This is a genomic window from Deltaproteobacteria bacterium (assembly GCA_003696105.1).
Classification (GTDB): domain Bacteria; phylum Myxococcota_A; class Polyangia; order Haliangiales; family J016; genus J016.
Window position 1 is genome coordinate 1 of the sequence record RFGE01000352.1, and the last position, 13,178, is coordinate 13,178.

Sequence of the window (13,178 nt, forward strand, 5' to 3'; positions counted from 1 at the left end):
GCGCGTGGCCCGCGGCGCCGCGGCGCGCCGCCCGACGTCGACCCGCGCGACGGGGCGCCGATCGCCGCGCTCCGTGCGGCGCCGCGGCCCGGGTCCGCCCGCCGTCGGCGCGTGGCGCGCGGCGGCGACGGCCACCGCGGCGCCGGCCGCCGTCGACCCGCGCGACGCGGCGCCGATCGCTGCGCTCCGTGCGGCGCCGCGGCCCGGGTCCGCCCGCGCCCGTGCGCGCGGCTGCCCGGATTGTGCGCGATAATCCGCGGCCCGTGCCCCGCGCGCCCACCGCCGAGCCTGCCCCGCGACGCGAGCCCGCCCCGCGGCGCGCGGCGGCGCCGCGACGCCCGGGCCGGCGCGTCGCCGCGGTGGCCGTCGCCGCCGCGTCGGTCGCGACGCCGGTCGCGCGCGCCGGCGAGCCCGCCGACGACGCGGTCGGCGCTCGCGCGATCGCCCGCGCCGGGGCCGTCGTCGTCGCGGTCGACGATCCGACCGCGCTGGCCGTCAATCCCGCCGGCCTCGCGCGCCGGTCCGCCATCCGAGCGACGGTCGACCTCGGGCTGCGCGACCTCGACATCCACTACGCGCCGGCCGCCGACGACGCCGCCGCCGTCGACACGCGCGGGCCACCGCGCGCCGCCCCATCCGCGGGCGTGGCCTTCGGCGTCGGAGACGGCCTCGTCGCCGCCATCGCCTACGTCGAAACGGCCGACTACGACGCGACCACCGACGAACCGGTCGATGCACTGTACGCCGCCGCCGGCGGCGCGGACGTGATCGCGACCCGCTATCCGCATCGGTACGCGGGAACGGCGCTCGCCGCCGAGCGCCGCGGCCTGTTCGCCGGCGCCGCGATCCGCGCCACCTCGTGGCTCGCCGTCGGCGCCGCCGCGGAGGTCGCGCGCTCGCGCGTGCGCGAACGCAAGACGGTGTGGGCCGGCTTCGCCGGCGTCTTCCCGCCCGGTACGCCCGCGCGGGATCTCGCGCTGTCGGCCGAAGCCGCGGCGTGGACCTGGTCGGTCGCCGCCGGCGCCGTCGCCGTGCCCGACGCCGTCCCGATCGAGGCCGCGGTCGCCGTCCGCTACACCGCGACCGGACGCCTCGACGGCAGCGCCGTCGTGCGGTCGCCGCAGCCCTCGCCGGAGCCGCGCGTGATCGCCGGCGACAGCGCTGCCCACATCGACCTGGCGTCCACCGCGACCGGCACGGCCGGCCTCCGCTGGATCGGGGACCGCGCGTCGATCGAAGTCGACGCGGGCGTACGGCGTCCACTGTCGGCGGACCCGCCGGCCTGGTCGTTCGACCTCCAGGTGCAGGATCAAGCGGCCACCGCCCCCGTCGCGTTCACCGGCGCATCCTCGGCGCTGTCCGCGCGCACGGTCTGGTCCGCGCGTACCGCGGTCGACGTCGCGCTCGTCGACGACTTCCTGTGGCTCCGCGCCGGCTACGGCTTCCGCACCGGCGCGGCCGTCCCCGACCGCATCGCGCCGACCTACGCCGACCTCGCCAGCCATACCGTGTCCGCCGGCGCCGAGGCGTACTGGCGCGACATGTCCCTGTCGGTCGGCTTCGCGCGGTCGATGTCGTCCTCCCGCGCCGTCACGTCGGCCCGCGTGGCCGACAACCCGGTCGGCGGCGGCACGTTCGCCGTCGGCTCCGGCCGCTACGACCGCACCGTCGACGTGTTCGCCATCGCCGTCGAGGTCGCGTGGGACGACGCGCCGGCGGACGACCTCTTTGTCCCCCCTGGAGCCGACTGACCCGACCCCGCGCGGGGACACGAGGCGCGCCGGACGTTGCGCCGGCGCCGGTCGTCCGCCCCGGCGCCCGCCGCGGCGACGGTCTGCCTGCCCGCAGGCGGTTCAGCCGCCGCGTCCCCGCGCCGCGCGCTCCGCCGGGGGCGCGTCGTCCGCTTCCACCCACGCGCCGTACAGCCCGCCGATGGCCGCGCCCAGTATGAACGGCCAGTCGGTGACATTGCGCGTCTCGCCCGCCACCGCCAACTCGAACCCACCCCACACCCGCGTCGCCAGCGCGTAGAGGCCGACGCACACGCCGATGCCGAACACCGCCTTGATGATGGACGTGACCGCGGTGCTGCGCTTGTCGAGCAGGTGGCTCCACACCGGGCGGCCGACCAGCAACCCGACAATCGCCCCGACAGCCCCGTACACCGCCCAGTTCATGCCGCCGCCGAGTCCGGCGGCGTACGCGCCATAGCCCACACCGCCACCGATGGCGGCGCCCTTGACCAGTCCCAGCAGCAGTCGCGCGATCACGCAGTCAGTGTGCGCGACGCCGGTCAGTTCGGCAAGGGTGCCGCCACCGCTTCCCGGCCCGCGCCCGAATCCCCGGCGCCCACCGGAATCTCGGCCAACCGCGCGACCAACTCGCGCGTGTCGGCGCGGAACGCATCCATCCATCGCTTCGGCACCGGCGGTCCAGGCTGCATCTTGAGCTTCTGCGGGTCGACGTAGCGGCCGTTGCGCTTGACGCCGAAGTGGAGGTGCGGCCCCGTCGCGAGGCCGGTCGCCCCGACGTAGCCGATCACGTCCTTTTGCCGCACGTACTGGCCGACGCGCTGCCCGCGCTGGAATCGCGACAGATGCATATACAGCGTTTCATAGCCGTTGGCGTGGCGCAAGATGACGCAGTTGCCCGCGCCACCGCGGCGGCCGCGGAACACGATCTTCCCGCCCGCGGCGGCCCACACCGGCGTGCCGGTCGGCGCGGCGTAGTCGGTGCCCCAGTGGCCGCGAACTCGGTGCAACACCGGATGCATGCGGCGGGGATTGAACCGACTCGACACGCGCGCGTACTTGAGCGGCGTCTTCAGAAACGTCTTTTCGACGCTCGATCCGTCCTCGCGGTAATAGCGCCCCTCGTCGCGATCCGGCCGCTTCCACCAGAAGGCCCGATAGGTGCCGACCTCGCCGGAGTACTCCGCCGCGAGCACGCGCCCGTACCCCAGGAACTCGCCGTCGAGATATCGCTTTTCGACGATCATGCGAAACGTGTCGCCCCGGCGCGTGTCGATGAAGAAGTTGATGTCGAACGCGAACACGTCGACGAAGAACGCGACCAGAGCGACGTCCTCGCCCGCGGCCTTGATCGCGTGATACAGCGAGGTTTCGATCGATCCGCCGACTTCGATCACGCGCGTCTCGGTCGGCGCCTCGTGCTTGCGCGCCGACATCGACCCGTCCGGCTGCCGGCGCGCCTCGACCGTCACGAGCCGCGACACGTGAAACTCGAACGACTGCAGCACGCCGGCCGAGTCGAAGCGGAGCCGGTAGGTCTGCCCCGCGCGGATCCGCCGCAAATCCATCACCGGCTGCAGCGCGCGAATGACGGCGTCCGCCTCCGGTGGCGCGAGCCCCTCGCGCCGCAGGATTCCGCCCATCGAGTCCCCCGGTTTGACCGCGCCGTCGACGACGCGCCCCTCGGGCGTCGCCGCCGGCTCGGCCGCGGCGGGCTCGGCAGCCTCCGGTTCAGGTGCGGCCAGCAGCGCGGTCGGATCGACCCCATCGACGGACGCCTTCTTCACCTCCGGGATCGACCGGTCGCTGAACACGAACACATACAGGTTGACGCCGACCAGCACGGCCAGCACGAGCGCCAGGTACAGGGTGCCGCGTCGCGGCCCGTCGACCGGGTGGCGCGGTGCCCGGCGTCGCGCCGGCTTCCGGCCCGGTTGGCGGCTGCGTGTCGGTGTGCGGCGCGTTCCCATCGGTCCACTCGCGGTCGTCCCTCACCTGTAACACGACCGGACCGGGCCGGGCAAAACCGCGGCGCGCCCGCCGCGATCTGGCGGCCGTCAGAGTGGTTTGCTATCAGGAACCTGCGTGTCCGACCGCCGACGCGAGCAACTGGACCTGTTTTCCGACCGCGACATGACCACGAAAAAGCGCACGCCTCCCGCGCCCGCGCGGCGCGCCAACCGTCCGCCCGCGCCGCCGCCGCCCGCTGCCGCCGGCGGGGGCGGGGGCGGCGGCGATCTCGACGCCTCCCTGATGGAGGAAACTCGCCGCCGCTACCTCAACTACGCCCTGAGCGTGATCACGTCGCGCGCGCTGCCGGACGTGCGCGACGGCCTCAAGCCCGTCCAGCGCCGCATCCTGTACGCGATGTTCGCGGACGAGCACCTGGTGCCGGACGCAAAGCACCGAAAGAGCGCCAAGGTGGTCGGCGCCGTCATCGGCCGCTACCATCCGCACGGCGACACCGCCGTCTACGACGCGATGGTCCGCATGGCGCAGGACTTCGCCATGCGCATGCCGCTCGTCGACGGCTCCGGCAACTTTGGATCCGTCGACGGCGACGGAGCCGCCGCCTACCGCTACACGGAGTGCCGGCTCGCGCCGCCGGCCATGGAACTATTGCGCGAGCTGCGCCAGAACACGGTCCCGTTCCGGCCCAACTTCGACGGCACGACCACCGAGCCGGTCGTCCTGCCGGCGCGGCTGCCGAATCTGCTCGTCAACGGTTCCACCGGAATCGCCGTCGGCATGGCGACGAACATTCCGCCGCACAACTTGCGCGAGGTCACCAAGGCGCTCGTCGCGCTCGCCGACAACCGCGACCTCACGACGACCAACCTGCTCAAGTACATCCAGGGGCCGGACTTCCCGACCGGCGGGGAAATCCTCACTTCCAAGGTCGAACTGCGCCAGATCTACGAGGCCGGTCAGGGCGCGATCAGGGTGCGCGCGACGTACACGACCGAGAAGCGGCGCGGCGGCGGCGTGGACATCGTCATCACGTCGATCCCGTACGGCGTCAACAAATCGACCGTCGTCGAGCGCATCGCCGAGACCATCATCAAGCGCAAGGTGCCGCAGCTCAACGACGTGCGCGACGAGTCGACAACCGACGTCCGCATCGTCCTCGAGCTGAAAAAGGGAGCCGACCCCGACATGGTCATGGCGTACCTGTTCAAGAACACGCCGCTCCAGCTCAACTTCAACGTGAACTTCACGTGCCTGGTGCCGACGGAAAACCCCGAGGTCGGCCGCCCCGAGCGCCTCGGCATCAAGGCGCTGCTCGAGCACTTCCTCGACTTCCGATTCGCCACGATCAAGCGGCGGTTCGAGCACGAACTCGAGGCGCTCCGCAAGCGCATCCACATTCTCGAGGGGTTCGTCGTCATCTTCGACGCCCTCGACGAGGCAATCCGCATCATCCGCCGCAGCGACGGCAAAAAAGACGCGGCCGCCAAGCTGATGCAGCGCTTCGACCTCGACGCCGACCAGACAGACGCGATTCTCGAGTTGAAGCTGTACAAGCTGGCCAAACTCGAGATCGACGCGATCCGCGCCGAGCTGCGCGAAAAGACGGCCGAGGCCGCCCGCATCGAGGCGATCTTGCGCAGCGAGCGGCGGCTGTGGAAGGTCGTCAAGGACGAACTCGTCGAAGTCGCCGATACCTACGGGACCAAGCGCATCACCCGCGTGGGCGCGTCCGCCGAAGACCTCCCGGAGGTGGACGAGACCGCGTTCATCGTCGACGAGGACACGCACGTCGTGCTCACGCGCGACGGTTGGCTCAAGCGACTGCGCGAAATCAAGGATCTGTCCAAGCTCCGCACGCGCGAGGGCGACGTGGTCGTCGCGGTGCTCCCCGGCTCGACACGCGAGCACGTCGTGTTCTTCTCGAACTTCGGGTCGGCCTACGTCACCAAGATCAATGACATTCCCGCGACGACCGGCTACGGCGACCCCGCGCAGAAGCTGTTCAAGTTCCGGGACGGCGAGCGCATCGTCGCGGCGCTCACCCTCGACCCGCGCGCGATGGTGCCCGACACGCTGCTCGCCATCTCGAAGCAGGGCTACGGCATGCGGTTTTCGATCGATCCGCTGCGCGAGGCGACCACGCGCGCGGGGCGCCGCTACGCGCGGCCGGCCCAGGGCGACGAGATCGTCGGCGTCACGCCAGTGAGCGAGGGCGACACCGTCATTGCCGCGACAGCGAAGGGCCACGTGCTGCTGTGTCCCGCCGCGGAGATCAACCAGCTCGAGAACCCGGGCAAGGGCGTGCGCGTCATCAAGGTCGCGCCCGACGACGAGTTGATTGCGTTCGTCGCATCGTCCGGCCGGGACAACCCGCTGCGCGTGCAGACCGTGCCGGGCAAAAAGAAGTTCGAGATCGCGCCGGACAAGCGCCGCCTGTCGTCGCGCGGCGGCAAGGGACAGCAGATCGTCAAGCGATCGCGTCTCGAACCGACGTACGTGCCGCCGACCATTCCGCGCCTCGCCACCGTCGATGCGCCCAAGGGAGTTCAGTGATGGCCGCGACCGGCTACACGGCGAAAGACATCACCGTCCTCGAAGGCCTCGAGCCGGTCCGCAAACGGCCGGCGATGTACATCGGCGGAACGGGCAAGGCCGGCTACCACCATCTGCTGTGGGAGATCGTCGACAACGCGATCGACGAGGTCATCAACAAGCACGCGACGCGCATCGAGGTGACGCTGCACGCCGACGGCAAGACCGTGACGGTGAGCGACAACGGTCGCGGCATTCCGGTCGACCCGATTCCGAAATACAAGAAGCCGGCGCTCGAAGTGATCCTGTGTACGCTCCACGCGGGCGGCAAGTTCGACGGCAAAAACTACGTCCACTCGGGCGGCCTGCACGGCGTCGGCGCGTCCGTCGTCAACGCCCTGTCCGAAGAGTTGGTCGCTGCGGTCAAGCGCGGAGGCAAGACCTACACCCAGCGGTTCAGCCGCGGCGTTCCCAAGACGAAGCTCACCGCGAGCGCGGGCGCCAAGGGCACCGGCACGACGATTACGTTCCGGCCGGACCCGGACCTCTTCGGGGACAAGCTCGCGTTCGATCCCAGGGTCGTGCGCGACCGGCTCGAGGCCAAGAGCTACCTGCACCGCGGCGTGCGGATCGTGTGGCGCGACGAGACGCGCCGGCCGGCCGAGCGCGCCGAGTTCCACCACGACGACGGCATCGCCGAGTACCTCGCAAAAGTCATCGCCGAACGCGGCAAGCGCGCGGTCCCGCCCGGCAGCAAATGCTTGTACCTCGAGGTGGGCGGCGACCACCCGATCGAGGTCGCGCTGCAGTGGACGGAGGCCACCGACGAGCACATCCGATCGTATGTCAACGGCGTGCCGACCCCCGCCGGCGGCACCCACGAAAACGGCCTCAAGACCGCCGTCGTCAAGGCGGTGCGCGAGTACATGACGACCCACAAGCTCGCGCCCAAAGGACTCACGATCACCGCGGACGACGTCCGAGAAGGACTCGTCGCGATCCTGTCCGTCTACGTCGGCGAGCCGCAATTTCAAGGTCAGACCAAAGACCGCCTCAACAACCCGGAAGTGCAGCCGGCCGTCGAAGCGATCGTGCGGCCCGCGGTCGTCAACTGGCTCAACGCGAACGGCTCGATCGCCGACGCCATCGCCGCGCGCGTCATCATGTCGGCACGCGCGCGCGAGGCGTCTCGGGCCGCGGCGGCGCAGGTCAAACGCAAGACCGCCGTGTCGCACCGGCTGAACCTGCCGGGCAAGCTCGCCGACTGTGCCTCCACCGATCCGTCCGAGAGCGAGCTGTTCCTCGTCGAGGGCGACTCGGCCGGCGGCTCGGCCAAGCAGGGCCGCGACCGCCGCACCCAGGCCATCCTTCCGCTTCGCGGCAAGGTGCTCAACGCCGAACAGGCGACGACCGCCAAGCTGCTGGCCAACAAGGAGCTGCAGAACATCATCAGCGCGCTGGGTACCGACTTCGGCCCGAAGTTCGACATCTCCAAGCTGCGCTACGACCGCATCTTCCTGCTGATGGACGCTGACGCCGACGGGCATCACATTGCGACGCTGCTGCTCGCGTTCTTCTATCGGCACATGCCCGAGCTGATCGAGCGCGGCCACGTGTACCTCGCGCAGCCGCCGCTGTACCGCATCGACATCGGCAAGCAGACGTACTGGGCGCTCGACGACCTCGACAAGGAGCGCATCTTGCGCGACGCGCCCGCAAACGCTCGGCCGTCGATCACCCGGTTCAAGGGGCTCGGCGAGATGAGCCCGAACGTGCTGTGGGAAACGACGCTCAACCCGGCGACGCGCACGGCGCTGCGCGTGCGCGTTCCCGACGGAGAACGCGTCATGACCGACGCGGTCATCGCCGACCTGCTCGGAAAAGACGCCGCCGCGCGCTACCGGCTCATCACCGAGGGCGCGCCGGACGTCGACGAGTTGGACCTGTAGGGGCCGTCGCCGCCCGCCCGGCGGGCGCGCGGCGACGCCACCGCGCGCACCTTGCTCCTCGCACCGGGCGCGCCGGACGGGGACGCCTCGCAGCGATCGTCGCACCCCGCTCGCGCGCACCGGCGGGTCGCGGTCGCGCCGCGCCGCCGCGTGGAACCGCGCTCGCCGCGCGCCGCCGCGTCGAACCGCGCTCGCCGCGCGCCGCCGGCGCCGGCGCTCGCGCCGCCTCCGCGTGGGACCGCGCTCGCCGCGCGCCGCCGGCGCCGGCCGGTCCAGCGCCTCCGCGTGGGACCGCGGTCGCCGCGCGCTCGCCGCGCGCCGCCGCGGTGCCGCCGCATGGGACCGCGCTCACCGTCCCGGCGACCATGCGGGGACTCCGCCCCCACGCGGCGCCCTTCGGCGGGTTGCCATTCGACAACTTACGTCGCGTCCGCGTTGGCAAGTCGTTTGCTTTTCTCGTGGGCGCACGACGACAGACACCCCGTTCCACGGGCGCCGCGAGCCGGCGCCCTCCCCCGAGTCTCCCCGTCCTCCCGACGGTCCTCCCGCGCGACCGGCCCCGTGGAACGCTCGATTCAACCGACCGTGGCGGTGGAAAAACTCCCGGCGGCCACCGCCGCGGTCGGTCCTTTTTTCGACCACGGTCCCCGCGCCCCCGGGCGATGGGGACCGTTTTGGTATGAGCCGTCGCCTCGGCGCGCGCGGGCCCGGGCGATGCGCCGCCCGCCGCCGTCCCCGAGGCCGCGGCCCCGATCCGGTGCCCTCCGCCGGGCGAGCAGCGGGTCGACGCGCGCCAGCCCTGCGGCCGCTCGCCGGTTTGCGGCGGTTGGCCTCCGCCTCGCCGATCCGTCACAATCGATCGATGTGAAGGTCGAGGAGTCCGCCGCCGCCGCGCCGCCCGCCGCGCGGCGAACCGCGCCGCGCCGGGTCGCGGCCGCAACCGCAGCCGTCGCGATCGCGGCCGCCACCGTTGCGCCCGCCGCCGCCTCCGGCCTGTGGGAGCCGGCCGGCGCGACCTCCGGCGAGCCGAGCGAACTGGACGTCCTCGTCGAACGCGGGCGCCAACTCGCGGACTTCGCCCACCAGTTCGAGTACATGGGCGCTCAGGCGCGCCGCGACCGCGATCTGCGCTCGGCGCGGCGCTACCGCGCCCAGATGCACCAGGTCGGCGAGCAAGCGATCGACGTCCTCGAGCGCGCGCTCGCGCTCGCGCCCGACGACCCCGACCTGCACTTCGCCCTCGCCGACGCGTACTACTCGTTCGTCTGCGACTACTACGACAACGACGTGCCGATGCCGGCGCGCCGCGACGCCGCCGCGCGCAAGGCGATCGCCCACTGGGATCGGTTCGAGCAGATCGCACCGGACGACCCGCGCCGCTACAACGCGCTGCGCGGCTGGTCTCACCCGCACTCGCTCGCCGGGCCGCCGGCGCTCGTCGACTTTCCCTACCAGTTCGAGCGGTCGATCGCGCTCACCAAGCTCGGCGGCGACGACAACTATCGGCGCGCCCTCGCCGACTACGAGTTCTTGCTCGACTGGGCCGAAGCCGCCCCCGAGCCGCTCACCCTGTTCACCGCGCAAAACGTCACGAACGCCGCCGAGCTGCTGATGGCCCTCGGCCGGCTCGACGAGGCGATCGATTACTACCGGCTCGGCCTCGACCTCGCCGACGATCCCCTCTACTACTACGGTCTCGCGGTCGCGCTCGACCGCGACGGCCAATGGGAGTCGGCGCTCGAGGTGATGCGCGACGGCGCCGCGCGCGACGCGGCACCGCTGGCCGCGCTCGGCAAGGACTCCGTGTTCTTCATCCCGCGAGGCGACGTCCACTACTACTACGGGCTCGGCTACGAAGCGCTCGGCGATCGGGACAAGGCATTGACCCATTTCCGCGAGTTCGTCGCGACGAGCCCCGGCCGCTACCGCGACCAGGCCCAGCGCCACATCGACGCGCTCACCGCCAAGCGCGGTCGCGCGCGACGGCGGGCGAGATGACCCGCGCGCTCGCCGCCGCCGCCATCGCCGTCACGGCCACCGTCGCCCGGCCCGCGACCGCGCAGCCGCGGCCCCCGCTGCCCGACGAGGTGCCCCGCGACTACGACGACGACGCCGAGCGCGCCAGCGCGTTCTGGCAACGCGCGCTGCGGCCGCACGCCCGCGCCTACGCCGACAAGGTCGAAGCCGCGCGCGTCGCGCTCGAAGCGTTGCCCGGCTCGCCCGATCGGCTCGCCGATGCCGAGCGACTGCTCGGCGAGGCGATTGCGCTCGACCCGGACGCGCCGGACGCCCACTGGCTGTTGGCGGAGCTGCACGAGCGACTCGGGGACTGGCGGGCGTGCGCCGACGAGCGGGCGCGCGTGTTGCGCCGCGCGCCCGGGTTCGTCCCGCGGCGCCGCGGCAGCCGCGCGTGGGAACTCGAGCGCGGCCTCGCCGCCTGCCTCGCCCGCGCCGGCGAATTCGAGCGCGCCGCCGAGCACGACCGCCGCATCCTCGCCAGCGGCGACGCCGACGGCTCGTACGCCCACGTCCACCTCGGGATGGAGTGGATGGCGCTCGGGCGCATCGACGATGCCATCGCCGCATTCGAGCTGGCGCTCACCGACGGCGCGGTCAACCCGCGTGGCACCCGGATGGCGGCGTTCGCCAAGCTGGCCGCGGCCGTCGCATACGATCGCGACGACCGGCCCGACCGCGCGCGCGCGCTGCTCGACGACGCGCTGCGCGCGGACCGGACGCTCAGCTCGCTGGCGATGTCGGCCACTTTGTTTCCGGTGCCCGCCGACGAGTGGTACTTCCGCGGCCTCGCCGAGTCCGCACTCGCGGGCCGCCGCGCGTTCGCCATCGCCTATTTTCGCCGCTACCTGCTCGAGGTCGCGGGCGGCGGGTGGTCGGCGCGGGCGCGCGCGCACATCGCCGCGCTGACGTCGCAGCCGCTCGGAGCCGACGACGTACGCATCCGAGGCGCGGCCGTGATCGACAGCGACGCCGCCATCCGCGCCATCGCGCGACGCGCCTCCCGCCTGCAGGACTGCGCGCGGCGCACGCCGGGTGCCGTCTACAGCGTCGCGATCACGAAGGTCGTCACGCCGTCCCGGGCGCGCCGCCGCCGCGCGCCCAGCCCGATCGCACGGCCGCGAGCCGGCGTGCGCGTCAGCCAGCGCCTGTCGTCTCCCGCCGACACCCCCGCGGACGCCGCTGCGGTGCGGGCGTGTCTCGAGCGACAGGCCGCCGCCATCGCGCTGCCGCCCGTGACCGGCGCCGCGTCGGCGCACGTCACCGCCGAGCTCCACGTCACGGCGCCGTAGCGGGTGCGCCTCGCCGGTCCGTCGCGCGCGCCGCCGCCCGCGGAGTCGGCGCGGCGCAGCGGCGCGCGGCCGGTATGCCGCCCGTCCGCGCGCCGTCAGACCGCGCCGGCATACTGATCGAATGACGCGCTCGCGCCGCTACGTCGCCGTGGACGGCCCGCCCGGCGCGGGCGTGTCCGCCCTCGCCCGCGCGCTCGCCGCCGCCACCGATGCAACCCTCGTGGCGGACCCCGCGCCGGCCAACCCGTTTCTGGACGACTACGCCCGCGACCCGCGCCGGTATGCGTTCCAGGCGCAGGTCTACTGCCTGCTCGCGCGCTACCGCCAGCAGCTCGAGATCGCGCAACCCGACCTGTTCGGCCCGACGGGCGTGGTCGCCGACTACGTGTTCGCGCGCGACGCGCTGTTCGCCGAGGTGTCGCTCGCGCCGGGCGAGTTCGCCTTGTACCGCAAGATCCACGCGCTACTGTCGCCGCGCCTGCCGCGGCCGGACCTCGTCGTCTATCTCACCGCCGACCGCGAGGTGCTGCGCGCGCGCATCCGCCGGTCCGTCGCCGCGGCTGACCGCGTGATCAAGCTGAATGTTATGGACCAGTTAGCGCACGCGATGGACGAGTTTTTCTTTTCTTATGACCAGACTCCGCTGCTGGTGATAAACACATCGGAGTTCGACGTCGTCGAGCAACCGAACCAGTTGGAGGCGTTCATCGAAGTCATTCGGAAGGCGCGCACCGGCGTTCAGCACTATCGGCCGATCCGCGGCCGCTAGCGGCCACGCCCCGCCCGGATCCCTCGCGGACCGGGACGCGCGCGCCGACCGCCACCCGCAACCCGACACCGACGAAAGAGGGCGGAATGGCCAAACCCGTGACCATCCACACCTTGCGACAGAAAAAGCAGCGCGGCGAGAAGATCGCGATGCTCACCGCCTACGACGCGACCTTCGCGCGGCTGCTCGACGAAAGCGGCGTCGACATCCTGCTGGTCGGCGACTCGCTCGGCATGGTCATCCAGGGCCAGCCGACGACCCTGCCGGTGACGCTCGAGGAGTCGATCTACCACACGCGGGCGGTCGCCCGCGGCGCGCGGCGCGCGCACATCGTCGGCGACATGCCGTTTCTGTCGTACCAGACGAGCATCCCCGAAGCGCTGCGCAACGCCGGCCGCATGATCAAGGAAGGCGGCGCGCACGCGGTCAAGCTCGAGGGCGGCGCACAACACGCGGAGCTGGTGTCGCGCCTCGTGCACATCGGCATCCCGGTGATGGGTCACATCGGGCTCACGCCGCAGTCGTACCACCAGCTCGGCGGCTTCAAGGTCCAGGGCCGCGGCGCGGGCCAGGCCGACCAGCTCGTCGCAGACGCGCACGCACTCGAAGACGCGGGCGCCTACGCGGTCGTACTCGAGGGCATTCCGCGCGAGGTCGCGGCGCGAATCACCGCCGAGCTGTCGATCCCGACCATCGGCATCGGCGCCGGCCCGGACTGCGACGGCCAGGTGCTCGTCATCTACGACCTGCTCGGCATGGACGACTCGTTCAAGCCGAAGTTCGTCCGCCGCTACGAGCACTTCGCCCTGCGCATCCGCACCGCGGTCGCCGCCTTCTGCGAGGACGTCCGCCAGGGCGCGTTCCCCAACGACCACGAGTCGTTCACGCTCGATCCGCA

10 protein-coding genes are annotated in these 13,178 nt (G+C 72.3%); 8 read left to right on the forward strand and 2 right to left on the reverse strand.

All coding sequences use genetic code 11. From position 1 onward, the window contains the following. Window positions 1–253: hypothetical protein (locus D6689_21820; protein ID RMH36782.1), on the forward strand; the 253-nt coding region annotated here is incomplete at its 5' end. 10 nt (window positions 254–263) lie between these two features. Next, window positions 264–1,751 (forward strand): hypothetical protein, encoded by a 1,488-nt coding sequence (locus D6689_21825; GenBank protein ID RMH36783.1) that lies wholly within the window; start codon window positions 264–266, stop codon window positions 1,749–1,751. A 102-nt stretch (window positions 1,752–1,853) separates the two neighbouring features. Here the strand turns inward: D6689_21825 and D6689_21830 are convergent, their stop codons facing one another. Then, window positions 1,854–2,270 carry a hypothetical protein gene (locus D6689_21830; GenBank protein ID RMH36784.1) on the reverse strand — a complete coding sequence of 139 codons (417 nt, stop codon included), beginning with the start codon at window positions 2,268–2,270 and terminating at the stop codon, window positions 1,854–1,856. 23 nt (window positions 2,271–2,293) lie between these two features. Next, the gene (locus tag D6689_21835; protein ID RMH36785.1) at window positions 2,294–3,721 is read right to left on the reverse strand and encodes a M23 family metallopeptidase; all 1,428 of its coding nucleotides are present in this window, start codon (window positions 3,719–3,721) and stop codon (window positions 2,294–2,296) included. Window positions 3,722–3,884: 163 nt separating this feature from the next. Between D6689_21835 and parC the strand changes: the two genes are divergently transcribed. The 6 genes from parC to panB all read left to right on the forward strand — a co-directional run. After that, window positions 3,885–6,275 (forward strand): DNA topoisomerase IV subunit A, encoded by a 2,391-nt coding sequence (gene parC / locus D6689_21840; GenBank protein ID RMH36791.1) that lies wholly within the window; start codon window positions 3,885–3,887, stop codon window positions 6,273–6,275. Beyond that, window positions 6,275–8,203, forward strand: coding sequence for a type IIA DNA topoisomerase subunit B (locus D6689_21845; GenBank protein RMH36786.1), 1,929 nt, complete (start codon window positions 6,275–6,277; stop codon window positions 8,201–8,203). Before parC ends, D6689_21845 begins: the two co-directional genes overlap by 1 nt. 864 nt (window positions 8,204–9,067) lie before the next feature. Beyond that, complete coding sequence (locus D6689_21850; GenBank protein ID RMH36787.1) at window positions 9,068–10,201, forward strand: tetratricopeptide repeat protein; 1,134 nt, start codon at window positions 9,068–9,070, stop codon at window positions 10,199–10,201. Continuing rightward, window positions 10,198–11,511, forward strand: a complete 1,314-nt coding sequence (locus D6689_21855) for a hypothetical protein (protein ID RMH36788.1) — start codon at window positions 10,198–10,200, stop codon at window positions 11,509–11,511. Before D6689_21850 ends, D6689_21855 begins: the two co-directional genes overlap by 4 nt. Before the next feature lie 121 nt (window positions 11,512–11,632). Further along, a complete protein-coding gene (locus tag D6689_21860) occupies window positions 11,633–12,280 on the forward strand; it encodes a deoxynucleoside kinase (GenBank protein RMH36789.1) in 648 nt (215 codons plus the stop codon). An 86-nt stretch (window positions 12,281–12,366) separates the two neighbouring features. Further along, window positions 12,367–13,178 (forward strand): 3-methyl-2-oxobutanoate hydroxymethyltransferase (gene panB, locus D6689_21865; protein ID RMH36790.1); only part of this gene is annotated, 812 nt, incomplete at its 3' end.

Coding starts and splice junctions, on each gene's coding strand:
- D6689_21855 (RMH36788.1), top strand. CDS start 10,198: ATGACCCGCGCGCTCGCCGCCGCCGCCATCGCCGTCACGGCCACCGTC.
- D6689_21860 (RMH36789.1), top strand. CDS start 11,633: ATGACGCGCTCGCGCCGCTACGTCGCCGTGGACGGCCCGCCCGGCGCG.
- D6689_21845 (RMH36786.1), top strand. CDS start 6,275: ATGGCCGCGACCGGCTACACGGCGAAAGACATCACCGTCCTCGAAGGC.
- D6689_21835 (RMH36785.1), bottom strand. CDS start 3,721: ATGGGAACGCGCCGCACACCGACACGCAGCCGCCAACCGGGCCGGAAG.
- parC (RMH36791.1), top strand. CDS start 3,885: ATGACCACGAAAAAGCGCACGCCTCCCGCGCCCGCGCGGCGCGCCAAC.